Source organism: Microbacterium sp. NPDC008134, assembly GCF_042957055.1.
Classification (GTDB): Bacteria; Actinomycetota; Actinomycetes; order Actinomycetales; family Microbacteriaceae; genus Microbacterium.
In genome coordinates, this window is sequence record NZ_JBIBHO010000001.1 from 1,353,280 (window position 1) to 1,378,550 (window position 25,271).

A 25,271-nucleotide genomic window follows, 5' to 3' on the forward strand; every position below is an offset into this window, starting at 1 on the left:
CACACTCTCGATCGACAAGCCTAACGTGTTTCGCTGTGCGAATCTTCGACGCCATGCCCAGGGAGTGCTCGATCTCGATACCGTGGAGTCATGGAGTTCTCAGGTGCGCAGCCGACCGTCGATCTGACCTATTCCGACGTGTTCCTCGTGCCCCGACGATCGTCGGTCACCAGCCGGCTCCAGGTGGACCTGGCGCCGCAGGACGGCACGCCCGCGACACTCCCGCTCGTGGCGTCGAACATGAACTCCGTGACCGGCCCGCGGCTGGCCGCCGTGATGGCGCGACGCGGAGGGCTCGGGGTGCTCCCGCAGGACATGCCACTCCAGGATCTCGATGCCGCCATCCGCGACGTCAAGGCGCAGCCGGTGCTCTGGGACACACCGCTCGTCCTTCCGCCCCACGCATCGGTCGCCGACGCCCTCCGTCTCGTGCCCGCCGCTCCCGGGCACGGGATCGTCGTCGCTCACGGCACCGCGCCGATCGACGTCGAGGACATCCTCGGCATCCTTCCCGCGAACCGCCTCGCGACGGCCCTGCCGGACGCGCAGCTCGGCGACCTCGTGCACCGGGGGACCCCGTCGATCGACGCCGACGACATCGGGTCGGAACGGCACGCCTTCGACGTGATCACCGAGGCCGGCGCCGAGATTGTCACGGTCGTGCACCACGGGCACCTCGTCGGGACGCTGAGCGCTCGCAGTGCGCTGCGTTCGACGCTCTACCGCCCTGCGGTCGACGCCGACGGACGCCTCACGGTCGCCGCCGCGGTGGGGATAAACGGCGACGTCGCGGCGAAAGCGACCGCGCTCGCGGGCGCGGGGGTCGACGTGCTCGTGCTGGACACGGCCCACGGTCACCAGGACGGGATGCTGCGCGCACTGCGCACCGTGTCGGATCTGAAGCTCGGACTCCCGATCGTCGCCGGGAACATCGTGACCGCCGACGGCGTGCGCGACCTCGTCGACGCGGGGGCATCGATCCTCAAGGTCGGTGTCGGTCCGGGCGCGATGTGCACGACCCGCATGATGACGGCGGTCGGCCGCCCCCAGTTCTCGGCCGTGCTCGAGACGGCGCAGGCGGCCCGCGAACTCGGAGCGCACGTGTGGGCGGATGGCGGCGTTCGCTATCCGCGCGACGTCGCCCTGGCGCTCGCCGCCGGTGCGGCATCCGTGATGATCGGATCGTGGTTCGCCGGAACGATCGAGGCTCCCGGTGAGTTGCAGCGCGACACCGAGGGACGCATCTTCAAGGAGTCGTGGGGGATGGCATCGACCAAGGCCGTCCAGGCCCGTTTCGGTCGACTCGACGCCTACGAGCGGGCGCGCAAGGAACTCTTCGCCGAGGGCATCTCGTCGTCGAAGATCTACCTCGATCCGCTGCGGCCCGGTGTCGAAGACCTGCTCGACATGATCACCTCGGGCGTGCGCTCGTCGTTCACCTACGCCGGAGCATCCGCGGTGCCCGAGTTCCACGATCGCGCCCTCGTGGGCCTGCAGTCGGCCGCGGGGTACGAGGAGGGCAAGGCGCTGCCGGTCAGCTGGTAGCGGAATCGCGCGGGCGAGACGCGACCGTGCGCGACCGGATTCGCTAGAATCGTCCTCACTATGGACGACCCTCCCAGTTGCAGTAGATCGCCCCACCGTCCGCCTCTCTCACCGGAGAGGAACCACTGATGGATTACGTCATGTTGGGCGTGGGGCTCCTGCTCACGATCGGCACCGGCCTGTTCGTCGCGAGCGAGTTCGCACTGGTCAATCTCGACCGGGCGGATCTCGAGGCGCGGCAGGCCCGCGGTGAATCCCGACTCGCTCTCACGATCAGTGCCCTCAAGCACACGTCGACTCATCTCTCCTCGGCGCAGCTGGGCATCACGCTCACGACGCTGCTGACCGGTTACACGATGGAGCCGGCGCTGTCGAACCTGCTCCGGCCGACGCTCGTCGCCTGGCACCTCCCGGAGCCCGCGATCGCGCCGATCGCCACCGTCGTCGCGATGTTCGTCGCGACGGTGCTGTCGATGATCCTCGGCGAGCTGGTGCCGAAGAACTTCGCGCTCGCCCTGCCGCGCGCCACCGCCAAGCTCGTGGTGCCCTTCCAGGTCGCCTTCACCGCCGTCTTCAAGCCTGCGGTCGTCGTGCTCAACGGCAGCGCCAACGGTGTGCTGCGCAGCATGGGCATCGAGCCGAAGGAGGAGCTCTCCGGTGCGCGCAGCGCCGAGGAGCTCTCGTCGCTCGTGCGCCGCTCCGCCAGCGCCGGGGTGCTCGAGGCCGACACCGCGACCCTGCTCGATCGCACCCTCACGTTCTCGCGCCTCACGGCGGCCGACGTGATGACCGCGCGTCCGAGCATGCACGCCATCGCCGCCGGTGATTCCGCCGACGATGTCATCCAGCTCGCCCGCCGCACCGGTCACAGCCGGTTCCCGGTCTACGACGACGACCTCGACGACATCATGGGCGTCGTACATCTCAAGGCGGCTATCTCGGTGCCGCGAGATCGTCGTACCGAGGTGCCGGTCGGCGCGCTCGCCACCGAGCCCCTGCGTGTCCCCGAGACCGTGCATGTCGACGGCCTCATCTCGGAGCTGCGCGCCCGCGGGTATCAGCTCGCGGTCGTCGTCGACGAGTACGGCGGAACGGCCGGTCTCGTCACTCTCGAGGATCTCGTCGAGGAACTCGTCGGCGAGGTGTCGGACGAGCATGACCGCACGCGTGCCGGTGTGATCCGCGGGCGCGACGGTCTCACCTTCCCGGGCGAGCTGCGTCCGGACGAACTGCGCAGCAGAGCGGGGATCGACGTCCCGGAGGGCGATGTGTACGACACGGTCGGCGGCTATGTGATGAGCGTGCTCGAGCGCGTTCCCGCTGTCGGTGATGAGGTGTCGCTCGACAGCGGCATGCTGCAGGTGGTCCGGATGGACGGACGCCGGGTGGACCGCATCCGCTTCGTTCCGAGACCCGCCGACGAGGATGAGGAGGTGACCCGATGAGCGATTGGGGAGGACTCGCCTGGCTCGTCGTGCTGCTGCTCGCGAACGCGTTCTTCGTCGGCGCGGAATTCGCGGTGATCTCGGCACGCCGCTCGCAGATCGAACCGCGCGCCGAGCGGGGATCCCGGGCGGCGAAGACCGCGCTCTACGCGATGGAGCACGCGACGCTGATGCTCGCGACCTCGCAGCTGGGCATCACGATCTGTTCGCTCCTGATCCTGAACGTCTCGGAGCCCGCGATCCACCATCTGTTGGCCGTGCCGCTGCACGCGCTCGGATGGCCCGACGGCGCCGTGGACGCGGTCTCGTTCACGATCGCCCTGCTGATCGTCTCGTTCCTGCACGTCGTGTTCGGCGAGATGGTTCCGAAGAACCTCGCGTTCTCGGTGCCGGATCGTGCCGTGCTCATCCTCGCGACCCCGCTGGTGTGGGTGTCGAAGGTGTTCATGCCCGTGATCTGGGTGCTCAACGCGGCCGCGAACGGCGTGTTGCGCCTCTTCCGGGTCGAACCCAAGAACGAGGCGGCCTCGACGTTCACGCTCGAGGAGGTCGCGACGATCGTCGACCAGTCGCGTCGCGAGGGCGTGCTCACCGACACCGCGGGCGCGGTCGCGGCCGCCGTCGAGTTCACCGACAAGAAGGCGCGCGACGTCGCGGTCCCGCTGAGTGACCTCGTCACCCTGCCGGCCACGACGACCCCCGACGACATCGAGAAGGCGGTCGCGCGGTACGGGTTCTCCCGCTATGTGATCGTCGACGCCGACGGCGCCCCGATCGGGTACGTCCACCTCAAGGACATCCTCCGGGCGTCGGACGGTCCGGATGCCGAGGTGAAGATGGTCGAACCCCTTCCCGCCAAACGCATCCACCACATGGTGCCGGTGCAGGAGGACACCGACCTCGAGGACGCCCTTGCGGTCATGCGCCGCGCCGGCCGCCACCTCGCCAAGGTGCGCGACGCACGGGGCGAGACCACGGCCGTCCTCTTCCTCGAGGACATCCTCGAGGAGCTGGTCGGAGAGGTGCAGGACGCGACGCGGCGCGTGCGCGGGCACTGACCCGCACGACTTCGCAGACGCACGAAGGCCGCCGATGCCCTGATGGGTCGGCGGCCTTCGTCGTCCAGCGGGATCAGGAGCGCCAGCGGGCGCGGTCGTACTGCGGGGGCCAGGTGACGTCGACGCCGAGGTCGTGCGCGGCACGCAGGCCGAAGTGCGGGTCGCGCAGCCACTCGCGGCCCGCGAAGATCGCGTCTGCCGCGCCGTCCGCGAGCACCTGTTCCGCCTGCTCGGCTGCGGTGATCAGACCGACGGCCGAGACCGGGATGCGGCCTCCCTGGCGGACGGTCTCGGCCAGCGGAACCTGGTACCCCGGGAACACGCTGATCTGCTGGTGGGCGACGAGACCGCCGCTCGAGACGTCGATGAGGTCGGCGCCGTGGGCGGTGGCCCACTCGCCGACCGTCGTGGCTTCCTCGGCGGTGAACCCGCCGTCGGCGTGGTCCGTGGCCGAGATACGCACGAACAGAGGGACACCGGGTCCCGCGACCTCGCGTACCGCATCGAGGATGCGCAGCAGCAGACGAGCCCGATTCTCGAGCGGTCCGCCGTACTCGTCATCGCGCCGGTTCGACAGCGGCGAGAGGAACTGGTGCACGAGGTAGCCGTGGGCGCCGTGGATCTCGAGCACGTCGAATCCGGCATCGAGGGCGCGGCTGGTGGCATCCGCGAAGCCCTGGACGACCCGCTCGATCCCCTCGGCGTCGAGGGCGTCGGGTTCGGCGTAGCCCTCGAATGCGAGGGTGGACGGCGCGGTCGTGGTCCAACCGCCGTCGCCGACCGGAACCGAGCCGCGCCGCTCGGCCCAGGGCCACCAGGTCGAGGCCTTGCGGCCCGCATGGGCGAGTTGGATGCCGGCGAGCGATCCGCGTTCGTGGATCGCCCGCACGATCGGCACCCAGGCATCGCGCTGCTCGTCGTTCCAGAGGCCGACGTCGCGCGGTGAGATACGCCCCTCGGGAACGACGGCGGTGGCCTCGGCGACGATCAGCCCGGCACCGCCCGAGGCGAACTGCGTGAGATGAGTGTGGTGCCATTCCTGCACGACGCCGTCGATCGCGCTGTACATGCACATCGGCGACACCCAGAGACGGTTGCGGAACTCGACGGATCGGATGCTCAAGGGGGAGAAGAGAATGCTCACCGTTCGACGCTACCGTCGCACGCACGGCCCGAGGGCCGTCGCACTAACGTGGAGTCATGGTCGAGGTGCGCGAGTGGTCCCGCAGCGATACGGCGCGATACCTGCGCCGACCGACGGCGGACGACGACAAGTACTCGCGCGGTGTCGTTGCGCTGCGCACCGGCTCCGAGGCATACCCGGGAGCCGCGGTCCTGGGCGTCGAGGCGGCCTGGCGTGCCGGCGCGGGATTCGTGCGCTTCGTCGGCGACCGACGGGTGGCGGATGCCGTGCTCGCACGGCGCCCCGAGACCGTGACCGGCAGTGATGTCGGGCGCACTCGCGTGGATGCATGGGTGATCGGATCCGGGACGGATGCCGAATCCCGCAGCGCCGACGAGGAACGGGCGCTCCGCGCTCTCCTCACGGGAACGACCCGGGTCGTGGCCGACGCCGGAGCGCTCGACCTCGTCGATCGCGCGTCCGCTCACGTGCTGCTCACGCCGCACGGGGGTGAGTTCTCGAAACTGCGCGCGCGCCTGCGCTTGGCGGCCGCCGACGGAGATCGTGCAGCGGGAGCGGCCGAGGTCGCCCGCGCTCTCGGCGTCACCGTACTGCTCAAGGGGGCGCGCACGCTGATCGCCGCACCCGACGGCGGAGCGATCGCCGTCGACGCCGGGACGGGCTGGCTCGCCACGGCGGGCACGGGAGATGTGCTGGGCGGCGTTCTCGGTGCGCTTCTCGCCGCGAATCCCACGGCGCCGCTCGAGGAGGCGGCTGCCGCCGGGGCGTGGCTGCACGGTTACGCCGCACGGATCGCCTCCGGAACGGCGAACGGTGAGCCAGGGCATCCGATCGTCGCGTCGGACGTCGCGCAGGCACTGCCGCGCGCGATAGCGGACGTGCTGGCGTGACACGGGGCGCGGAACGGCTCATCGCGCTCTGGGTCGTCTTCGTGGCCGTCCGCGCCCTCACCGCCTGGCTCGGGTGGATCTATCCGAGCCAGCCGATGGGCGACGTCGTGCTGGTCTACGAACCCTGGGCGACGACCGCCGCGAGCGGGGGACCGATCGTCGGGGTCACCGAGACGTGGGTGTACCCCCAGCTCGCCCTCGCACCGCTTCTCCTGGCGAAGGCCATGTCGCTGCCCCTCGTCGGGCTCCTCGGTGCCTCCGGCGCCTACCTCGTCGCCTGGGCCGTGCTCGTGACCGCTCTCGACGCACTGGCCTTCGCGGTGCTCCTCGGGCGCTCTCCGTCGGCGGCGCGTCGCACCGCCGCGTGGTTCTGGAGCGCCGCTCTCCTCCTGCTGGGGCCGATCGCGCTGTATCGGCTGGATGCCGTCACGCTTCCGATCGTCGTGATCGCCGGCCTCTGGCTCGTCTCCCGCCCCGCGCTCGCCGCAGCGCTGCTGGCGGTCGGGGCATGGATCAAGATCTGGCCCGGTGCGGTGCTCCTCGCGGCGATCGTCGCCGCGCGCCATCGCCTGCGCATGATCATCGCGGCTGTGGCGGTCACGGCCGCCGTGATCGTCGCACTCCTCCTGCTCGGGGCTCGCGACCACCTGTTCGGCTTCCTCACGCAGCAGGGCGGCCGCGGCCTGCAGATCGAGGCCGTGGCGGCGACGCCGTTCCTCTGGGCGGTACCGGGCGGATCGGCTCGCATCGTGTACAGCTTCGACATCCTGACGTTCCAGGTGGCCGCTCCCGGCGCCGACCTGGTGGGCACCGCGCTCTCCGCGGTGATGCTCGTCGTGGTCGTCGGCATCCTCGCGCTCGCCGGGCGGAAGGCGACACGCGGCGCACCCGTCGCCCGCCTCCTCCCGCCGCTCGCGCTCGCGCTCGTGACGGCCCTCATCGTGACCAACAAGGTCGGCTCGCCGCAGTTCCAGGTCTGGCTGATCGCGCCCGTGATCCTCTGGATCGTGTTCGACCGGGTGCGAGCGGCCGTGCCCGCCGTCGTCGTTCTCGTACTCTGCGGCCTCACCTGCCTCGTGTATCCCCTCGGATACGACGCGCTCCTGCGGGGCGAGGTCCTGCCGATCGTGATCCTGTCGGCGCGGAACCTGTTGCTCGTCGTCCTGCTCGTGATCGGCATCCGTGCGGTTCTGCGGGCACCCGCCGACGGCAGGGGACGAAGCCTATGATGCATTCTGTGGGAGCAGCAGAGGTCGCGCAGGCGGCGGACGGACGAGAGCTCTGGATCACCCGTAGCGGCGCTTCGGATGCTCCCCCCGTGGTCGTCCTCCCCGGCGGGCCGTGCCGGCACCCCGAGTACCTCGGCGATCTCGCCGGCCTCGCGGACATCCGCTCGGTGGCGATCCTGCACGTCCGCGGCACCCCGAAGACCGGGGGCGTGTCGCGCGGGTGGTGGCACGATGCCGCGGATGCCGTCGCCGCACTCGATCGTCTCGGGCTCGGCGCCGCCGACGTGCTGGCGCACTCCGCAGGCACTCGGCTGGCGCTCTCGCTCACGGTTCAGCACCCCGACCGCGTCCGCTCGCTCGCGCTGATCACGCCGCCGTCCACCTGGCTGAGCGGCGTCGACCACGATGGCACCGACCTCGTCGCGGATCGTGCCGAACCCGAGGTCGCGCAGGCGTTCGCCTCGATGCTCGGCCCGGACCCCGTCGATGAGGCGGCGTTCCAGCGCGCGTGGGAGCGGGAGCAGCCCGCCGGTTACGGGCACTGGACGGAGCGGGAGAAGCGCCACGCGCTTGTGGGCGGGATGTCGCTCGCCGCCTCCCTGGCCTGGTTCGACGACATCCCCGCCGATGCGCGCGAGCGCATCCTCCGCGCTCCGCTGCCGCCGACGCTGGTCGTCGGTGGTGCCCTCGACATCCTGACCGGCGTCGCGCCGGTCCGCGCCTACGCCGAGCGTCTCGGTGCCCGGCTCGAGATGATCCCCGATGCGGGGCACTACCCGTGGGTCGAGCAGCCGGCGGCGTTCCGCCGGGCGATCGACCCCTGGGTGACGTCGTCCCGCTGAGACCCGCAGACCACCACCGAAGAGATACGAGGTCCCCATGCTGATCGCCTTCTCCGTCGCTCCCTCCGGAACCGGACGCGAGGACGGCTCCGTGCACGTCGCCGTGGCAGCCGCCGTGCGCGTCGTCCGCGAATCCGGGCTGCCGCACCGCACGACGAGCATGTTCACCGAGATCGAGGGACCCGACTGGGACACCGTCATGGACGTCGTCAAGCGCGCCACCGAGGCGGTCATGCCGTTCGGATCCCGTGTGTCCCTCGTACTCAAAGCCGATATCCGTCCCGGCTTCACGGGCGAGCTCGACGGCAAGATCGAGCGGCTCGAACGCGCGATCGACGAAGCCGAGTAGTCGCGCCTCCCTGCGACGGCCCGTGGTGCGTTCGCACCGCCGCGGGCCGGTAAGCTGGACCGGTGAATCCCTCGACTGAATCGAGGGGTGCGGCGAAGAGGGCGCTCCTCTCTCTCGCCATAGGCAGTTTCGGCATCGGCATGACCGAGTTCGTCGTCATGGGCCTGCTCCCGAACATCGCCGCCGACCTGCTTCCGTCGCTCTGGGCCTCGAGCCAGGAGGACGCGCTCAGCCAGGCCGGCTGGCTCATCTCGCTGTATGCGCTCGGCGTCGTGGTCGGTGCACCGACCATCGCGGGATTCGTCGCCCGCTTCCCCCGTCACCGCGTCATGATCGTCCTGGCGATCGCGCTCACGGTCTTCAACGCCCTCACAGTGGTGCTGCCGACGTTCGAGCTGGTCGGGGCATCGCGCTTCCTCGCCGGCCTCCCGCACGGCGCGTACTTCGGTATCGGAGCCCTTGTCGCGGCCGATGTCATGGGGCCGGGCAATCGTGCCAAGGGCGTCGCCTTCATCCTCACGGGTCTTACGGTCGCGAACGTCGTCGGCGTCCCGCTCGGCACGTTCCTCGGGCAGACCTGGGGATGGCGAGCCGCGTTCGGCGTCGTCGCCTTGGTCTTCGCGATCGCGACGATCTGCATCGTGTTCTTCGTTCCCGAGCATCCGGGTTCCCCCGGCCGGACGATGCGTCAGGAGCTCGGTGTGTTCCGCATCGGGCAGGTCTGGTTCACGCTGGGCATCGGTGCGATCGGTTTCGGCGGTTTCTTCGCCGTGTACAGCTACATCGCCCCGCTCGTGACCGAGGTCGCCGGGTCGCCCGAATGGGTGGTCCCGATCGTGCTGGTGCTCATGGGTATCGGCATGACGGTCGGAAACCTCGTGGGCGGTCATCTCGCCGACATCGATCTGCGCCGCACGCTCCTGTTCGGGCTCGGGGCGATGGCGGTCGTCTTCGCTCTGCTCGCCCTCCTCTCGTTCTGGTTCATCTCGCTGAGCCTTCTCGTACTGATCGTCGGCTTCGTGTCGTCTGTGCTCAGCCCGACGATCCAGACCCGCCTTATGGATGTCGCCGGCGACAACCAGTCGATCGCCGCGGCGATGAACCACTCGGCGCTGAACATCGGAAACAGCCTGGGGGCGTTCCTGGGCGGCGTCGTGATCGCCGTCGGGTGGGGCTTCACGGCGCCGGCATGGACGGGTGCGGTGCTCGCGATCGCGGGTCTCGTGATCGCCCTGCTCTCGTACCGCGTCGAGGCGCGTCGCCCGGCGGCGCTGGTCGGATCGCCGTCGTAAGCGGGTCGTAGGGTGAGGGGATGCAGATCCCCGATGGTCTTCCGGTGGCGGGCACCGCAGTGCTGGTGCGCGACTCGGCCGACGGCGGCATCGAGGTGCTGATGATCCGTCGTCCCGCGCAGGGCTCCTTCGCGGATGCGTGGGTGTTTCCCGGCGGCAAAGTGGAGGACAGCGACCGGCGGGATGGGGCGGAGGAGATCGACGACGCCCGTCGCGCCGCGATCCGCGAGACGCGGGAGGAGGTCGGTCTCGAGATCGATGCGCTGAGGCCGCTGTCGCAGTGGCACCCGCCCGCGGAAGCGCCGACACGGATCCGGACGTGGTTCTTCGTCGCCCCGGCGCCGGATGCTTCGCCCGTGCCGTCTCCGGAGGAAGTCGTCGAATACGCGTGGACGACACCGGCCGCGGCCCTCGCACGGCATGCGACGGGGGAGTGGACCCTTTTCCCGCCGACGTGGATGACGCTGCACGGGCTGTCGGTGGCCGTCGACGCCGACGCCGCCCTGGTTGCGGCATCGGCGCCCGCTCTGTTCCGCACGCGGGTGATACCCACGGATGCCGGGCGCGATTTCGCCTGGGAGCAGGGGCGATTGCTTGCCGGCGGGCTCCCGTGGCGCTTCGTCGAGGCGTGATCGCCGGGAAGAAGGCGCCGTTTCAGCTGTCGAGCAGTCGGCGCAGGTGAGCGCCCACGGCCTCGTTCTCGATGAGGAAGCCGTCGTGCCCGAAGTCGCTGGTCAGCACGATCGCGTCGTGACCGTCGAGAGTGTTCGGGATGCTCCGGGCGATGCGGTGCTGCCCGTCGACGGGGAAGAGCCGGTCGCTGTCGATCCCGAGCACGAGCGTGGTCGCGGTGATGGTGCGCAGAGCCTCCTCCACACCGCCGCGATCGCGCCCGACGTCGTGCGAGTTCATGGCCTCGACGAGCGTGATGTAGCTGTTCGCGTCGAAGCGACGGGTGAACTTGTTGCCGTGGAAGTCGAGGTAGGACTCGACCGCGAAGCGTCCGCCGTGCCCGAGCGGTGAGACGCCCGACTGCCAGGAACGCTGGAACCGCTGGTTGAGCTCGATCGGGCTGCGGTAGTTCAGCAGGGCCATCCGGCGGGCGAGGGCGAGGCCGCGGTGGGGGCCGTCGCCGTCGCCGAGGTCGTAGTACTCGCCGCCCTGGAACCGCGGATCCATACGGATCGTCTCGAGCTGCACGGTGTTGAGCGCGATCTGATCGGCGGTCGTCACGGGAGGCGACGAGAGCACGGCGAGGCGCTCGACCCGCTCGGGGTGCGTCACCGCCCATTCGAGCGCGTGCATGCCTCCCATCGATCCTCCGATGACCGCTGCCCAGGTCTCGATGCCCAGGGCGTCGGCCAGGCGAACCTGGGCGGCCACCTGATCACGGATCGTCAGGTACGGGAAGCGAGATGCCCACTCGTACCCGTCGGGCGCGATGCTCGCGGGTCCGGTCGAACCCTGGCAGCCGCCGAGCATGTTCGGGGCGATGACGAACCAGCGGTCGGTGTCGAGGGGAGCGCCGGGGCCGGTGAGCTCGTCCCACCACCCGGCGGTCGGATGCCCGGCGCCGGCCTCGCCGCGCACGTGGCTGTCGCCGGTGAGGGCGTGCAGCACGAGCACCGCATTGTCGCGAGCGTCGTTCAGCTCGCCCCAGGTCTCGTAAGCGATGCGGATGCTCGGCAGTTCCGCTCCGCTCTCGGTGCGGAATGGCCCGGAGCTCGCGAAGCGGCGTCCACCGGCGGGGTCGCCGTCGCGCCAGGCGCCCGTCGCGGGAGGCCGCGCGCGGAGGAGACGGACGTCTGCCTCCGTCACGAGCGCCGAGGGCACCGTGTCTTCAGAGGTCGTCTGCCAGTCCATGCTTCCATTCTCCCGTGACCTGCGCGTCGGGCGGTGAAGGTTACGACGCCCGAAGACACGGATGCCCCGGACTCCGGGAGTCCGAGGCATCCGTGTGCAGAGGAATCGTCAGGCCCGAGCGGCCTCCGACACGCGACGGGCGGCGTCGAGTGCCTGGTCGAGGTCGGCCTTGAGGTCGTCGACGTTCTCGATGCCGACCGACAGGCGCACGAGGCCCGGGGTGACGCCGGCGGTGAGCTGCTGCTCGGGGGTGAGCTGCGCGTGCGTGGTCGATGCCGGGTGGATGACGAGCGAGCGCACGTCGCCGATGTTCGCCAGGTGGCTGAACAGCGAGAGGCTGTTCACGAACTCGCGTCCCGCCTCGACACCGCCCTTCAGTTCGAACGACAGCACGGCACCGACGCCCTTGGGGGCGTACTCGTTGGCCTTGGCGTACCAGGGGGAGGAGGGCAGACCCGAGTAGTTGACGGTGGCGACGTCGTCGCGTCCGTCGAGCCACTCGGCGATCTCCTGGGCGTTCTGCACGTGGCGCTCGATGCGCAGCGAGAGCGTCTCGACACCCTGGATCAGGTTCCACGCGCTCTGCGGTGCGATCGCGGATCCGAGGTCGCGGAGCAGCTGCACGCGGGCCTTGATGATGTAGGCGAGCGGGTCGCCGACCGCGGTCGTGTAGCTCGCGCCGTGGTACGAGGGGTCCGGAACCGTGAGCCCGGGGAACTTCTCGACGTTCTTCGACCATTCGAACGAGCCGCCGTCGATGATGACGCCGCCGATCGTGGTGCCGTGGCCACCGAGGAACTTCGTGACCGAGTGGATCACGATGTCGGCGCCGTGCTCGAACGGACGGATGAGGTACGGGGTGGCGATCGTGTTGTCGACGATGAGCGGCACGCCGCTGGAGTGCGCGACATCGGCGACGGCGCGGATGTCGAGGACGTTGATCTGCGGGTTGCCGATCGTCTCGGCGAAGAAGAGCTTGGTGTTCGGGCGGACCGCGCGACGCCACTCCTCGGGGTCGTCCTGGTTCTCGACGAACGTGACCTCGATGCCGAGCTTGGCGAGCGTGTACTTGAAGAGGTTGTACGTACCGCCGTAGATCGAGCTCGACGCGACGAAGTGATCGCCGGCCTCGGCGATGTTCAGGATCGCGAAGGTCGATGCCGCCTGGCCGCTGGAGAGTACCAGTGCTCCCGTGCCGCCCTCGAGGGCCGCGAGACGCTGCTCGAGGACATCCTGCGTCGGGTTCTGGATGCGGGTGTAGATGTTGCCGAACTCGGCGAGCGCGAAGAGGTTCGCCGCGTGGTCGGCGCTGTCGAACACGTACGACGTGGTCTGGTAGATCGGCGTGGCGCGTGCCTTGGTGACGGGGTCGGGTGCGGCGCCTGAGTGGATCTGCTTGGTCTCGAAACGCCAGGTCTCGGGTGCGGACATGTTGTTCCCCCTGGAACGATCGATGGTCGGGTAGCGGATGCCGTTGCAGCGAGAGTACGGAATCTTCCGTGCTGTCAACAACGGGTGGGAAATGTGACGTAACACTCCCGATCGGCGAAAAATCGCGGAACATCGTACGGTGGAGACATGGTGAACAGACGTGCAGTGGTGACGGGAGCGAGCTCGGGGATCGGGGCGGCGACGGTGCGGGAGCTACGCTCGCGCGGATGGGACGTCGTGGGCGTCGCCCGCCGGGAGGATCGGCTCGCGGCTCTCGTGGCCGAGACCGGGGCATCCGCCATCGCCTGCGACCTCACCGACTCCGCCGCCGTCGACGCGCTCATCGCGGAACTGGAGGCCAGCGGCCCCGTGCACGCGCTCGTGCAGGTGGCCGGGGGAGCGCGCGGGACCGACCGCATCGAGGATGCCTCGGCCGAGGACTGGCAGTGGATGTTCGACGCGAACGTGCTGTCGACGCAGCGGCTCGTCAAGGGCCTGCTTCCCCTGCTCCGCCGCGCCGCGGCGGCCGACGGTCACGCCGACACCGTGTTCGTGACGTCGACGGCCGCCCAGTCCGCGTATGCGGGTGGTGCCGGGTACAACGCGGCGAAGGCCGCCGAGGCGATGCTCGTGCGGGTTCTCCGTCAGGAGCTGAACGGCGAGCCGATCCGGGTCGTCGAGATCGCACCGGGAATGGTGCACACCGAGGAGTTCACCCTCAACCGTCTGGGCGGGGACTCCGTCGCGGCCGAGGCCGTGTACGCCGGGGTCGAGGCCCCCCTCGTCGCCGGAGACGTCGCGGACGTCATCGCCTACGCGCTCGACGCGCCCGGTCACGTGAACCTCGACCTGGTCACGATGCGTCCGGTCGCGCAGTCGGCTCAGCATCTGCTGGCCCGCGGGCCGCTGCGCGTGCGCTCGGCCGAGTGACGATGGCGCGCACCCTCGCCGCGCTCGCCGCGGACGGCGAGATCGACCCGGGATGGGCGGAGGCGCTCGCGCCGGTGCAGCAGGACATCACCGCGCTGGGCGAGCGGCTGCGCGGCGAGGTGGAGGCGGGGCGCGGATACCTCCCGGACGGGGCGAGCGTGCTCCGGGCCTTCCGGCGGCCGCTGTCCGACGTACGGGTGCTCATCACCGGACAGGATCCCTATCCGACTCCCGGGCATCCGATCGGCCTCTCGTTCGCGGTCGACGCCGACGTGCGGCCGCTGCCGCGCAGCCTCGCCAACATCTACCGCGAGCGCGAGAGCGATCTCGGCATCCCACCCGCGCCGCACGGCGACCTCTCCGCATGGAGCGACCAGGGAGTTCTGCTCCTCAACCGCGTGCTCACCGTGCAACCGGGGGCAGCGGGGTCGCACCGCAGGTGGGGATGGGAGAGGGTCACCGAAGCGGCGATCCGAGCGCTGGTCGCGCGCGATCAGCCTCTCGTGGCGATCCTCTGGGGGAAGGATGCTGAGAACCTCCGCCCCCTCCTCGGATCGACGCCGGTCATCGCGTCGCCCCACCCCTCACCGCTGTCGGCGCGCCGGGGGTTCTTCGGATCGCGCCCGTTCTCCCGAGCGAACGATCTGCTCGCGGGCCTGGGGGCTTCGCCGATCGACTGGCGGGTAGAGGGCGAACGCCCCGGCTCCCTAAGCTGAGCGCATGCAGTTCGAACCGGGGGACCGACGTCGCATTCTGCCGCGCCACCTGCGACCCGCAGCGGCCCCCGAGATCTTCGCGTACACGATCCGCCCCGCTCGCCCCGGCGATCTGCACTCGGTCCGCGAGATCTACAACCACTTCGTGAGCAACTCCGCCGTCACACTCGACGAGAAGACCAGCAGCATCCCGTACTGGCGCGACAAGTTCGCCCTGCTCGAACGGCTCGGGCTCCCGTTCCTCGTAGCGGTGTCGCCCTCGGGGGCGGTCATCGGTTATGCGCTCGCGCAGCCCTGGGCGGGGAAGAATGCATACCGCTACACGGTCGAGGACTCGATCTACCTCGGCCCGGGCGCCGGCGGAAAGGGCCTCGGCGCTGCTCTGCTGCAGGCGCTCATCGATGCCTGCGAGCAGTTCGGCATCCGCGAGATGGTCGCGGTCATCAGCGACAGCGGTGCGGAAGCGTCGATCCGTCTGCACGCACGCCTCGGTTTCGTGGAGGCGGGACGCATGGCGCGCGTCGGTCACAAGTTCGGTCGTGAACTCGGCACCGTCTACATGAAGCGCGCGCTGCGGCCGGTCGCTCGGCGCCGACGGTTCCTCTCGGGTGCGCGCGGTCACTGATCGCGCGGGATCACCGGGATCGCGGCGAGCAGCGCCTTCGTGTAGTCGTGCTGCGGTCGCAGGAGGACGTCGTCGGTCGTGCCGCGTTCGACGATCCGGCCATCTTTCATCACGACGACCGTGTCGCTGAGGTTCTGCACCACGCCGATGTCGTGCGACACGAGCACGAGGGTCAGATCGGTCGTGCGCCGCAGATCGGCGAGCAGCTCGAGGATCTGCGCTCGCACGGTCACGTCGAGTGCGGAGAGCGGCTCGTCGCCGACGAGGATGCGGGGGCCGTGCACGATCGCGCGAGCCAACGCGATGCGCTGACGCTGGCCCCCCGAGAATTCGTGCGGGTACCGGTCGCCGGCATCGGCGTCGAGCCCGACGCGGGCGAGTACTTCGCGCACGCGCGTCCGGTGGTCGCCGTCGATGCCGAGGGCCCACAGCGGCTCGCGCACGATCTGCCCGGCGGTCATCCGGGGATCGAGGGAAGCGTAGGGATCCTGGAAGACCAGTCCCGTCTGTCGGCGCAACCATCTGAGGGACTTCGCGGATGCCGAGGCGTCCACGAGCCTTCCGTCGACTGTCACCGTCCCCGTCGTCGGTCGGTCGAGGCCCAGCAGTAGGCGGACGAGCGTCGATTTTCCCGAACCGGATTCGCCGATGATGCCGACGGACGAACCCTCGACGATATCGAGGTCGGTGGGCTCGAGCGCGGTCTGCCGGCGTGTGCGCTCCAGCGGGGACCGCTTCGGGACGACGAACTCACGGCTCAGGCCGCGTGCTTCGACGAGACTCATGCGGAGCCTCCGTCCGGTCGCCACAGCGTCGCCGTCGCATCGCGGAGCAGTCCCTGCGTGATCGGGGAGCTCGGCGCCGTGAGCAGCGTCGAGACCGGGGCGGACTCGACGACGTGTCCGTGTTCGAGCACGACGCCCTCTGCGGCTACCTGGGCGAGGACGGCGAGGTCGTGGGTGATGAAGACGAGCGACATGCCCTCGTCCTCGACGAGGCGCAGCAGGAGCGCCAGGATCTCGGACTGGATGGTCACGTCGAGCGCCGTGGTCGGTTCGTCGGCGATCAGCACCCGCGGACGGCAGGCGAGCGCCATCGCGATCGCGACGCGCTGACGCTGACCGCCGGAGAGCTGGTGCGGGTAGCGATCGACGATGGACTCCGGGGCGGGGAGGCGCACGCGGGCGGCTTCCTCGATCGCGCGTGCGCGCGCCTCGCGTCGTCCGATCCCTTCGTGGATGCGTATCGCCTCCGCGATCTGCCGCCCGACCGTGCGGATCGGGTTGAGCGCGGTACGTGGCTCCTGGAAGACGATGCCGATCTCATCGCCGCGCAGACGGGCGAGCTCGCGGTCCGGCATCCCGATCAGCTCCGTGCCGTTCCATCGGATGCTGCCGGTCGCCGTCGCGCCGTCGGGGAGGAGCCCGAGGATCGCGAGGGCGGTGAGCGATTTACCCGAACCCGACTCGCCGATGAGCCCGAGGCGTGCGCCGTCCGCGACCTCGAACGAGACACCGTCGACGACTCGGCGTGCGTCGATCTCGACGGTCAGATCTTCGACGACGAGGCTCATGCGACGACTCCGGGGGTGTGCGTCTCGGCGCGGCGGTGGCGCAGGGTGGGGTCGGTCGCCTCGCGGAGCCCGTCGCCGAGGAGGTTCAGCGCGAGGACGGTGATCGTGATGGTGAGCCCCGGCCAGATCACCGACAGCGGATGCACGCCGATGTAGCGCTGCAGATCGGCGAGCAGCAGGCCCCAACTGGGTTCGACGACGGATGCGCCGAAACCCAGGTACGACAGGCCTGCCTCGGCCAGCACGGCGACGGCCATCGACCACGACAGTTGCACGATGAACACCGGGGCGACGTTGGGGAGCAGGTGGCGCAGCAGGCTCTGCGCGGGGGTGAGGCCCGAGGCCCGGGCCGCGAGGATGAAATCGCTCTGCTGCACGCGGCGCAGCTCGGGGCGGGTGACGCGCGCGATGTTCACACCGAACCCGATGCCCACGGCCCAGATCACGACCCACAGCGAACCGCCCCAGACCGACGAGATCATCATCGCGATGAGGAGCACGGGGAAGGCGATGAGGATGTCGACCAGCACCGCGATCGTCTCGCGCATCCACCGCGCGGTGAGGGCGCCGAGCGCGGCCAGGGCGATGCCGACGACCGTGGCGACGACTCCGGCGCCGACGCTCACGAACACGGTCGTGCGCGCCCCTGCCATGATCAGGCTCAGGATGTCGCGCCCGGTGTCGTCGGTGCCCAGCAGATGCGGCCAGCTCGGACCGAGCCACCGATCGCTGATGGTGGAGGACTGCGGGTCGAACGGAGTCCAGAACAGGGCGACGAGCGCGGTCAGTGCGATGACGGCGACGACGACCAGGCCGAAGGCGCCCGTCGGGGTCGCCCACAGCCGGCGGAGCCACACGGGGGCCATCATGCCTCCCTCTGGCGCGGGTCGATCGCGCGGTGGATAAGGTCGACCAGGAACCCGATCACGAGCACGAAGCCGGTGAGCACGAGGAGCTCGCTCTGCACCTTGATGAGGTCGCGGGTACCGACATCGGCCACCAGCATCCGCCCGATGCCCGGAAGGGTGAACAACTGCTCGATGACGACCGAGCCCACGATGATGCCGGCGACCTGCAGGCCGAGAACGGTGACGATCGACAGTCCGACGGCGGGGATGCCGTGCCGGATCAGCGCCTGCGTGCGGGTGAGACCCTTGGCGGCGGCCGTGCGGACGAAGTCCTGACCGGCCGCCTGGAGTGTCGCACTGCGGACGAATCGCATGAGCATCGCGCCCTCGACGATCCCGATCGTCAGAGCGGGGAGGAGGAGCGCCTGGATCGCTTCACCGGGCGTGCTCCAGCCTGTGCGGGGGAAGCCCTGCGGGGGCAACCACCCGAGCCAGACCGAGAAGACGACGATGAGCATCATGCCCGCCCAGACGACGGGGACGGCCGCGAGGGCCTGCGCGCCGACACTGAGCGCGGTTCCGGCGCGACGCCCCCGAGCGAGCGCGGCGAGGATGCCGAAGGGGATCGCGATCACGACGGCGATGAGGAGCGACATGAGCCCGAGCGGCACCGTCACCTGCGCCTTGAGGAAGAGCTCTTCTCCGACCGAAGCGCCGGAGAGCAAAGAGGTGCCGAGATCGCCCCGGAAGATCCCGCCGATCCAGTCGGTGTACTGCGCCAGCAGCGGGCGATTCAACCCGAGCGACTCGCGCAGCGCGTCGACCTCGGCGGGCGAGGCCTGGGTCCCGGCGATGAGCTGGGCGACATCACCCGGGAAGACGCGCAGGGTGAGGAAGATGAGCGCGCTCGCGACGAGGAGCCCTGCGATGAGCAGGGCTCCTCGGACGAGCGCGTAGCGGATCACGGAGGGCGAGACCGTCGCTTACTCGGCGGACGAGACCGTCACGCCGGCCAGGTTGATGCGCGAGTTGATCGAGTCCTCGGGGAATCCGGTGACGAACGGAGCGACGGCGGTGATCGTCTGGCCGTTGTAGAGCCAGTCGGCCGCGTGGTCCTCCGAGACGATCCGCGCCGCCCGGGCGAGCAGTTCGGCGGACTTGTCGGGGTCGACCTCGGCGAGGGCATCGGCGTACAGGCCCTGCACCTCGGCGTTGTCGTAGCCGAAGTAGTAGTCCGGGTTCGCGAAGTTGCCGAAGTCGCGCGGCTCGACGTGCAGCACGTAGCTCAGGTCGAAGTCGTGGTTCGTGTAGACGTCTTCGAGCCAGGTCGCGAACTCGACCGAGTCGACGTCGAGGGTGACGCCCACCTTCGCGAAGTCCGAGATGAGCACCTTGGGCACCGTGGTGCCGTAGAAGGAGGGGATCGTGAGGGTGAGCTCGAGATCCTCCTGCCCGGCCTCGGCAAGGAGCTCCTTCGCCCGCTCGGGGTCGTAGGAGACGATGTCGGAGAGGTCCTCGTAACCCGGGTCGAGCTCGGGGATCGGCCCGTACAGCGGGGTGCCCGCCCCGGCCGCCTCGATGAGCGCTTCGTGGTCGATCGCCAGGCGCAGTGCCTCTCGCACGCGGACATCGTCCAGAGGCGCCTTCGCGTTGTTGAACGCGAGCGTGGCCTTGTCGGTCGTGCGGCCGGTCGTGAGAGTGAAGTCGCCCGAGTCCTCGAGCTGCGACGCGAGGTTCGGGTCGACGGCGGTCAGCACGTCGACGTCGCCCGCGATCGCGGCGTTCACACCCGCGGTGAAGTCGGGGATGTACTGGAACTCGACCGACGCGACTCCGGCCGGCTCGCCCCAGTACGCGTCGTTGCGCGCGAACGTGATCGTGCTGCCCTTGTTCCAACGGGTGAGGGTGAAGGGCCCGGTGCCGTTCTCGGCCGTCTGCAGATCGGTGGTGTCACCGCTCTTGAACACGAGACCTGCGGGACCGGTCAGGGCGAAGAGGAAGTTCTGGTTCGGCTCCGAGAGCACGATCTCGACGGTCTTCTCGTCCGGCGCGGTGATCGAGGCGACGGAGGCGAACTCGGCGTTGCCCTGGATGGTCGCGTCCGAGCGCACCTCCTCGTAGGAGGCGACGACGTCCGCCGAGGTCAGTGGCGATCCGTCGTGGAACACCACGCCGTCGTTGAGGGTGAAAGAGTAGGTCAGTCCGTCGTCGGAGACCGAATAGTCCGAGGCGATGCGCGCCTCGATCTCGTTGTCCTGCGTGCGGGTGACGAGGCCCTCGTAGATGTTGTCGATGAGGATCTGCTCGAGCGCCGCACCGCTGGTGTGCCGGATGTCGAGGTTGGTCGGCTCGAGGACGAGACCCACATGGAGCGTCGCGTCGGGGTCGACCTCACCCGTGGAGGTGGCTTCGGGCTGCGGGCTGCCGGTGCACGCGCTGAGGATGACAGCGGTGGCGGCGAGCGCGGAGATGAGCGCTACGCGTCGGGAGCGTCGGAACATGGTGGTTTCCTCTCGGTGCGGCAGGTGCTGTGTGCCGGTGGAACGAGCCTAGGGACGGGTGAGAAATCGAAGGGTGCGGTGTGGAACGCGACGTCACATTGCGTTTCACACCGACGCGGAGGCAGCGGCGACGAACTCGGCGAGCTCGACGGGAGCGGTCTCCTGCACGTTGTGGGTGGCCTCGAAGACCGCCACCCGTGCGTTCGGGACGCGGCGCTGAAGCTCGTCGGCATCCGTTTCGCTGACGAAGCCGCGCGTCGCGCGGATGAGCGTGAGGGGAGCGCGCACCGCGGCGAGGTCGTCCCATCCGGTCTCGTGCAGGACGGACGGTGCCGCTGCGTTTCCCGGCGCGGGAGAGGCGAGGGCCTGCGCGGCGAGGTGCGCGAAGTGATGCTTCCACTCGATGCGTCCGTCCGGGCGCACGCGCGTGTTCAGGAAGACGCCGCGCTCGGTCTCGGGGCGTGTGCCGCCGAAGCCGAGCGAGATGGCCTTGTCGACGAGTTCGTCGCGGGTAGCGAAATCCACCGGGCCGGCGTAGAACTCCCGAAGAGCTGCGGGGCCGGCGGAGGTGTCGATGCCGGGGGTGATGTCGACGACGATGAGTTCGGCGACGAGGTCGGGACGGGTCGCCGCCAGCGCTGCGCCGGTCAGGCCGCCCAGGGACTGGCCGACGACCACCTGAGGACCGCTGGTCCAGGCATCGAGCGCTGCGGCGACATCGACGGCGAGCGTGCGCGGTGTGTAGTCGAGGTCATCGCGCCACGACGAGTCGCCGTGCCCGGCGAGGTCGATCGCGAGCAGAGGGGTGCTGAGGGCGAGCGCGGTGGTGTCCCACGTGTGGGCGTTCAGGCCCGCACCGTGCAACAGGGTCACGCGCGGCGGCTCTGCGCCGAAGCGGAGAGCACTAGCCGTACGACCGTCCGGCAGCGGGAGGGTGAGCCGCTCGACCAGAGGAACGGGAACGCCGAGGGCCTCTGCTTGCGCGGGGAGATAGCTGAACTCGCTGATGTCGATCGCCACGCCCATATTCTGCGCCCCGGGGACGGACATCGCGAAATGGCGGATCAATCTGCACGCTCAGTATGCCGATTGAGTTGCATTATTGACATATTTCGGGTTGGTCAACTTGGCGTTCTGAATTTCCTGATGACGCAATGCGTCGGCCGGATGATCGCTTCCGCCGAATATCATGGAGTCATGAGCGAGACGCGAGTGCACCTCTCCAAGACCGAGCCGACCGCCTACCAGGCCCTGGATGCGTTCTCGCGCACCGTGGGCGAGATCTGCGCCGCCAACGGGATTGACGATCGTCTCAAGGAACTCGTCATGATCCACTGCTCGCAGCTGAACGGATGCGCCTACTGCACCCGCATCCACGTCGACCGTGCCGAGGCCGCAGGCATCGACGCCGACACCATGATGCAGATCGCGACCTGGCGCGAGAGTGGGGTGTTCAGCGAGCGGGAACGTGCCGCACTCGAACTGGCCGAGGCGTTCACGTTCATCTCGGACGAGGGCGTGTCCGACGAGGTCTACAACCGGGTCGGCAGCGTCTTCACCGAGAAGGAGTACGCCGCGCTGAGCTGGGCGTGCGTGTCGATCAACGCGTTCAACCGTGTCGTGGTCGCCGGGCGGTACCCCGTGCCGGCGCGCTCGCCGCAGGCGCAGCCATGAGCGTGCTCGACGTCGGCGGCGTCAACAACGTTCGGGACGTCGGCGGGATGCCGGCGGCAGGCGGTCGCATCCGACAGGGCGTCCTGTTGCGTTCCGGCCAGCTCTCCGGAGCGACGGCGAAGGGGGCCGAGGAACTCCGCCGGCGCGTCGCGCACATCGTCGATCTGCGGGACGGCGAGGAGGTGGCGGCGGAGCCCAGCGAGATCGTCGGACCCGACACCACGCATCTGCCGCTGTTCCTGGGGTCCGTTCGCTCGTTCTTCGAGACCGATACGAGTCTCGAGGACCTCTACCTCCATCTCCTCGAGGAGAGCGGTGAGAGGCTCGTCGAAGCCATCCGCATCATCGCGGAGGGGGAGCCCACGCTCGTCCACTGCACGGTCGGCAAGGACCGCACCGGAGTGACCGTCGCGCTGGCGCTGTCGGCGGTGGGGGCTGATCGCGAGGCGGTGATCGAGGACTATGCGATGACCGAGTCGCAGCTCCCGCCGGAGCGGAACCGTCGGATCGCCGCATACCTGACCGAGCTCCACCCCGAGGCCGTGAACGCCGTCGCTCTCGCGACGCAATCTCCGGCGCCCGTGATGCGCCGCCTGCTGGAAGTGATCGACGAGCGCTGGGGCTCGGCGGCCGACTATCTTCGCGCACAGGGGATGACGGATGCCGAGCTCGATGGCCTCGTCGCGGCTCTCGTCGAGCCCATCGGGTGAGCCGGATCCGCGTAGCAAGGTTAGGCATGCCTTCATCGGTGTTACGATGTAAGCACCATGGACACCTCGTTCGACACCCGTAGCACGCGCGCAGCGCGTCGTGCCGCACGTCAGCGCTCGCACCACCTCGTCACGGCGGACGAGAAGTCGCTCGTCGACCTCGAGGTGTTCCTCTCCACGTTGCCGCTGTGCGCCTCCGGTCGCATCTTCATCGAGGTGCCGACTGCCGACGACATCCAGGTCATCGATGCGCCGGCGCGCATGACCGTGACCTGGCTGGCGCGCGCTGACCGTTCGGGTGCCCCGGGCTCCGGTCGCTCCTGCGCTCCCGGCCAGGCACTCGCACGTGCCACGTGCGCGTGGGCCGACGAGATGCTGTGCGACGACGAGGTCTCGACTCAGGTCACTCTTCTCGGCGGTTACCTCGGCAGCGCCGACATCGTCGATCACCTCACGACGCGTCTCGCGGTCGAGGCGACCTCGATCCACACTCCTGAGCGCTTCGGCCTGCTCCCGATCGATCGCTGAGCGTCAGCGCGAGCGTCGCACGTAGTTGCCGTCCTCCAGGCCCGCTTCGATCTCAAAGCGGTTCCGTAGCGGGTCGCGTCCCGCGACGAAGTACAGCACCGGCATGAGGAATCCGTAGCGCAGCCACTGCGCCTTGTGCACCGCCTCGTGCCGCAGGACCGCGTCCGTCGGACGAACGTCGCCGGTGAGGAAGCATCCTCCGACGCACACCCCGCCGCGGTTGTAGGTCCACGACGGCATGCCGCGGAAGATCCAGAGCCCGGCGCGGCGCTCGACGGGGCCGGTGCTCCACAGCGACCCCCAGATCCACCCGACCGCCGTGCCCCACGCGTAGCCGATCCGGCTCACGGGGGAGCGGAGCAGGAACGCCGGGATGCGGCGATCGAAGCGTCGGCCGCGGGCGAGGGCCTCATCGGCGGCGGGTCGCCAGTCCGACGTCATGCCACTGCGCCGATCAGACGCAGGATGGCTCCGAGGTCGTCCACCGCATCGGCAGGCGTGCGCGGCGCGAATCCCGATACGGTGGCGCCCGCGAGGGGGAGCTCGTCGCGCAGTCGACGGATCGCAGAGGCGAGCGCCGCGGGTGTGAGCCCGAACGGTGCGGGATCGGAGACACCGGCGATCTCGGCGGGGTCGAGTACGTCGACGTCGATGTGCACCCAGACCCGCGACGCACCGGTCGCGCGCACGGCATCGAGCAGAGCGTCCGTGTCGTCGAGATCGGCGACCTGCAGGTGGGTGAACGAGGAGATCTCGTCGACCTCGGCGTCGTCGAGGGCGCGCATGCCGACCGACACGATGCGATCTCGAGGGAGCGGCGCGGTGAGAGCGAGCTGCGGCTCGCCCTCGCCCAGGATCGCGCGAAGCGCCATCCCGGAGAACGCCCCGGAGGGAGAGGTCTCGGGGGTGTTCATGTCGGCGTGCGCGTCGCACCACACCACGGCCAGGTCGTCGTTGCCGCCCGGCAGTGCGTCCAGAGCCGCGACCGTGATGCTGCAGTCGCCGCCGATCAGCACGGTGTACTCGTCGGTGAGATGCTCGCGGACGAGTTCGCGGGTGCGCAGCAGAGAACTGAGCCGGTGCACCCCGGTGCCCAGCGACTCGCCGGCTTCAACCGGCACGTCGAGAGTGGTCGTGCGGGCACGCGGCAGATCACCGGCGATGGCCGATGCGCCGTCGACGAGGAGCATCGCGCGGGCGGCCGGCGACCCCTGCCACTGCGGGACGACGAGGAATCGCACCATGAGTGCCTCCGGGAAGAGGAAGTGCGGATGCCCCGGACAGTGGGTCCGGGGCATCCGCGGGGTGGGTCAGTTGCCTTCGATGGCCTGACGGGGAGCGGTTCCGCCGGCCTTCAGCTCGGCGAGACGCGCCTCGACCTCGGTGAGCTCGCCGAGGTCCTCGAGGCTCTCGAACTGGGCGTCGAGGCTCGACGCGGCGAGCTCGATCTTGCCCTGCGCGATGGCCTCCTGGCGGCGCACCTTGTCTTCGAAGCGGCCCAGCTCGCTGGTGGGGTCGAGCACGTTGATCGATCCGACGGCGTCCTGCACCTTGGTCTGCGCCTCGGCGACCTTGGCGCGCGCGAGGAGCTCGCTGCGCTTGTTCTTCAGCTCGCCGAGCTTGTCCTTCATGCCGTTCAGGCCGCTCTTGAGCTTGTCGACGATCTCGGTCTGGGCGGCGATCTGCGGCTCGGCGCCGCGAGCCTCGCGCTCGGCGCTGATCTGACGCTGCAGCGCGATCTTCGCGAGGTTGTCGAACTTGTCGGCGTCGACCGTGTCGCCGGAGCCGCGCATCTCGTCGGCCTTGCGGCTGGCGGCGAGAGCCTTGTTGCCCCACTCCGTGGCGGACTGGACGTCTTCCTCGTGATCGCGCTCGAGCAGGCGCAGGTTGCCGATCGTCTCGGCGATCGCGGACTCGGCGTCGGCGATGCTGTTGGTGTAGTCGCGCACGAGCTGGTCGATCATCTTCTGCGGGTCTTCGGCAGAGTCGAGGAGCGAGTTGATGTTCGCGCGGACGAGGGTCGAGATTCGTCCGAAGATGGACTGCTTGGTCATGCGAGGTTCCTTTCAGAGGGTCGG

Annotated in this window: 27 protein-coding genes; 15 read left to right on the top strand and 12 right to left on the bottom strand. The window is 69.6% G+C overall.

Features of this window, described 5'->3' with window-relative positions; translation table 11 throughout:
* Positions 1–90: 90 nt before the first annotated feature.
* The 3 genes from ACFY9N_RS06295 to ACFY9N_RS06305 all read left to right on the top strand — a co-directional run bounded on the left by ACFY9N_RS06295 (position 91) and on the right by ACFY9N_RS06305 (position 4,048).
* Positions 91–1,545 (top strand): GuaB1 family IMP dehydrogenase-related protein, encoded by a 1,455-nt coding sequence (locus ACFY9N_RS06295; RefSeq protein ID WP_391477495.1) that lies wholly within the window; start codon positions 91–93, stop codon positions 1,543–1,545.
* Between the two features lie 128 nt (positions 1,546–1,673).
* Positions 1,674–2,990: a hemolysin family protein gene (locus ACFY9N_RS06300; protein WP_391477496.1), complete on the top strand. Its 1,317-nt coding sequence runs from the start codon at positions 1,674–1,676 to the stop codon at positions 2,988–2,990.
* Positions 2,987–4,048 (top strand): hemolysin family protein, encoded by a 1,062-nt coding sequence (locus ACFY9N_RS06305; RefSeq protein WP_391477497.1) that lies wholly within the window; start codon positions 2,987–2,989, stop codon positions 4,046–4,048. The genes ACFY9N_RS06300 and ACFY9N_RS06305 overlap by 4 nt, the downstream gene beginning before the upstream one ends.
* Positions 4,049–4,121: 73 nt before the next feature.
* Here ACFY9N_RS06305 and ACFY9N_RS06310 read toward each other — a convergent pair whose 3' ends face one another.
* Positions 4,122–5,192, bottom strand: coding sequence for an NADH:flavin oxidoreductase/NADH oxidase (locus ACFY9N_RS06310; protein WP_391477499.1), 1,071 nt, complete (start codon positions 5,190–5,192; stop codon positions 4,122–4,124).
* 56 nt (positions 5,193–5,248) lie between these two features.
* On the opposite strand from ACFY9N_RS06310, the gene ACFY9N_RS06315 reads away from it, so the two are divergent.
* The 6 genes from ACFY9N_RS06315 (at position 5,249) to ACFY9N_RS06340 (ending at position 10,426) form a co-directional block, all read left to right on the top strand.
* Positions 5,249–6,082, top strand: a complete 834-nt coding sequence (locus tag ACFY9N_RS06315; RefSeq protein WP_391477500.1) for an NAD(P)H-hydrate dehydratase — start codon at positions 5,249–5,251, stop codon at positions 6,080–6,082.
* Positions 6,079–7,311 carry a hypothetical protein gene (locus ACFY9N_RS06320; protein ID WP_391477501.1) on the top strand — a complete coding sequence of 411 codons (1,233 nt, stop codon included), beginning with the start codon at positions 6,079–6,081 and terminating at the stop codon, positions 7,309–7,311. The genes ACFY9N_RS06315 and ACFY9N_RS06320 overlap by 4 nt, the downstream gene beginning before the upstream one ends.
* An 8-nt stretch (positions 7,312–7,319) precedes the next feature.
* Complete coding sequence (locus ACFY9N_RS06325; protein ID WP_391477503.1) at positions 7,320–8,153, top strand: alpha/beta fold hydrolase; 834 nt, start codon at positions 7,320–7,322, stop codon at positions 8,151–8,153.
* A 37-nt stretch (positions 8,154–8,190) separates the two neighbouring features.
* Positions 8,191–8,502 carry a thiamine-binding protein gene (locus ACFY9N_RS06330; protein ID WP_247622837.1) on the top strand — a complete coding sequence of 104 codons (312 nt, stop codon included), beginning with the start codon at positions 8,191–8,193 and terminating at the stop codon, positions 8,500–8,502.
* Between the two features lie 62 nt (positions 8,503–8,564).
* Positions 8,565–9,794 (top strand): MFS transporter, encoded by a 1,230-nt coding sequence (locus ACFY9N_RS06335; RefSeq protein ID WP_391477504.1) that lies wholly within the window; start codon positions 8,565–8,567, stop codon positions 9,792–9,794.
* 20 nt (positions 9,795–9,814) lie between these two features.
* Positions 9,815–10,426 (top strand): NUDIX domain-containing protein, encoded by a 612-nt coding sequence (locus ACFY9N_RS06340; RefSeq protein WP_391477505.1) that lies wholly within the window; start codon positions 9,815–9,817, stop codon positions 10,424–10,426.
* Between the two features lie 22 nt (positions 10,427–10,448).
* On the opposite strand, the gene ACFY9N_RS06345 is transcribed toward ACFY9N_RS06340, so the two are convergent.
* Both ACFY9N_RS06345 and ACFY9N_RS06350 read right to left on the bottom strand, forming a co-directional pair.
* On the bottom strand, positions 10,449–11,657 hold the full coding sequence (locus tag ACFY9N_RS06345; protein ID WP_391477506.1) for a homoserine O-acetyltransferase: 1,209 nt from the start codon (positions 11,655–11,657) through the stop codon (positions 10,449–10,451).
* 108 nt (positions 11,658–11,765) lie between these two features.
* A complete protein-coding gene (locus ACFY9N_RS06350) occupies positions 11,766–13,088 on the bottom strand; it encodes a bifunctional o-acetylhomoserine/o-acetylserine sulfhydrylase (RefSeq protein WP_391477507.1) in 1,323 nt (440 codons plus the stop codon).
* A 147-nt stretch (positions 13,089–13,235) separates the two neighbouring features.
* Here ACFY9N_RS06350 and ACFY9N_RS06355 point away from each other — a divergent pair, with 147 nt between their 5' ends.
* The 3 genes from ACFY9N_RS06355 to ACFY9N_RS06365 are packed head-to-tail and all read left to right on the top strand — an operon-like array spanning position 13,236 to position 15,359.
* A complete protein-coding gene (locus ACFY9N_RS06355; RefSeq protein ID WP_391477509.1) occupies positions 13,236–14,018 on the top strand; it encodes an SDR family oxidoreductase in 783 nt (260 codons plus the stop codon).
* A gap of 2 nt (positions 14,019–14,020) precedes the next feature.
* Complete coding sequence (locus tag ACFY9N_RS06360) at positions 14,021–14,734, top strand: uracil-DNA glycosylase (protein WP_391477511.1); 714 nt, start codon at positions 14,021–14,023, stop codon at positions 14,732–14,734.
* Positions 14,735–14,738: 4 nt separating this feature from the next.
* Positions 14,739–15,359, top strand: coding sequence for a GNAT family N-acetyltransferase (locus ACFY9N_RS06365; protein WP_391477512.1), 621 nt, complete (start codon positions 14,739–14,741; stop codon positions 15,357–15,359).
* On the opposite strand, the gene ACFY9N_RS06370 is transcribed toward ACFY9N_RS06365, so the two are convergent.
* The 6 genes from ACFY9N_RS06370 to ACFY9N_RS06395 all read right to left on the bottom strand — a co-directional run bounded on the left by ACFY9N_RS06370 (position 15,353) and on the right by ACFY9N_RS06395 (position 21,307).
* Positions 15,353–16,144 (bottom strand): ABC transporter ATP-binding protein, encoded by a 792-nt coding sequence (locus ACFY9N_RS06370; RefSeq protein WP_391477514.1) that lies wholly within the window; start codon positions 16,142–16,144, stop codon positions 15,353–15,355. The genes ACFY9N_RS06365 and ACFY9N_RS06370 overlap by 7 nt on opposite strands.
* Positions 16,141–16,932, bottom strand: a complete 792-nt coding sequence (locus tag ACFY9N_RS06375; RefSeq protein WP_391477515.1) for an ABC transporter ATP-binding protein — start codon at positions 16,930–16,932, stop codon at positions 16,141–16,143. The genes ACFY9N_RS06370 and ACFY9N_RS06375 overlap by 4 nt, the downstream gene beginning before the upstream one ends.
* A complete protein-coding gene (locus ACFY9N_RS06380; RefSeq protein WP_391477516.1) occupies positions 16,929–17,801 on the bottom strand; it encodes an ABC transporter permease in 873 nt (290 codons plus the stop codon). Before ACFY9N_RS06380 ends, ACFY9N_RS06375 begins: the two co-directional genes overlap by 4 nt.
* Positions 17,798–18,745, bottom strand: a complete 948-nt coding sequence (locus ACFY9N_RS06385) for an ABC transporter permease (protein WP_391477518.1) — start codon at positions 18,743–18,745, stop codon at positions 17,798–17,800. The genes ACFY9N_RS06380 and ACFY9N_RS06385 overlap by 4 nt, the downstream gene beginning before the upstream one ends.
* Before the next feature lie 18 nt (positions 18,746–18,763).
* Entirely contained in the window at positions 18,764–20,281 is a 1,518-nt protein-coding gene (locus ACFY9N_RS06390) for an ABC transporter substrate-binding protein (protein WP_391477519.1), read from the bottom strand.
* 105 nt (positions 20,282–20,386) lie between these two features.
* Positions 20,387–21,307: an alpha/beta fold hydrolase gene (locus ACFY9N_RS06395; protein WP_391478465.1), complete on the bottom strand. Its 921-nt coding sequence runs from the start codon at positions 21,305–21,307 to the stop codon at positions 20,387–20,389.
* A gap of 171 nt (positions 21,308–21,478) precedes the next feature.
* Between ACFY9N_RS06395 and ACFY9N_RS06400 the strand changes: the two genes are divergently transcribed.
* The 3 genes from ACFY9N_RS06400 to ACFY9N_RS06410 are packed head-to-tail and all read left to right on the top strand — an operon-like array spanning position 21,479 to position 23,193.
* Positions 21,479–21,955 carry a carboxymuconolactone decarboxylase family protein gene (locus ACFY9N_RS06400; RefSeq protein ID WP_391477520.1) on the top strand — a complete coding sequence of 159 codons (477 nt, stop codon included), beginning with the start codon at positions 21,479–21,481 and terminating at the stop codon, positions 21,953–21,955.
* The gene (locus ACFY9N_RS06405; RefSeq protein WP_391477522.1) at positions 21,952–22,665 is read left to right on the top strand and encodes a tyrosine-protein phosphatase; all 714 of its coding nucleotides are present in this window, start codon (positions 21,952–21,954) and stop codon (positions 22,663–22,665) included. The genes ACFY9N_RS06400 and ACFY9N_RS06405 overlap by 4 nt, the downstream gene beginning before the upstream one ends.
* Before the next feature lie 57 nt (positions 22,666–22,722).
* Entirely contained in the window at positions 22,723–23,193 is a 471-nt protein-coding gene (locus tag ACFY9N_RS06410; protein ID WP_391477523.1) for an SIP domain-containing protein, read from the top strand.
* A gap of 3 nt (positions 23,194–23,196) precedes the next feature.
* Here the strand turns inward: ACFY9N_RS06410 and ACFY9N_RS06415 are convergent, their stop codons facing one another.
* From ACFY9N_RS06415 to ACFY9N_RS06425, 3 genes are all read right to left on the bottom strand, one after another.
* The gene (locus ACFY9N_RS06415) at positions 23,197–23,634 is read right to left on the bottom strand and encodes a Fe-S oxidoreductase (protein WP_391477524.1); all 438 of its coding nucleotides are present in this window, start codon (positions 23,632–23,634) and stop codon (positions 23,197–23,199) included.
* Positions 23,631–24,437, bottom strand: coding sequence for an arginase family protein (locus ACFY9N_RS06420; RefSeq protein ID WP_391478466.1), 807 nt, complete (start codon positions 24,435–24,437; stop codon positions 23,631–23,633). The genes ACFY9N_RS06415 and ACFY9N_RS06420 overlap by 4 nt, the downstream gene beginning before the upstream one ends.
* Before the next feature lie 66 nt (positions 24,438–24,503).
* The gene (locus ACFY9N_RS06425) at positions 24,504–25,247 is read right to left on the bottom strand and encodes a PspA/IM30 family protein (protein WP_391477526.1); all 744 of its coding nucleotides are present in this window, start codon (positions 25,245–25,247) and stop codon (positions 24,504–24,506) included.
* Positions 25,248–25,271: the final 24 nt, after the last annotated feature.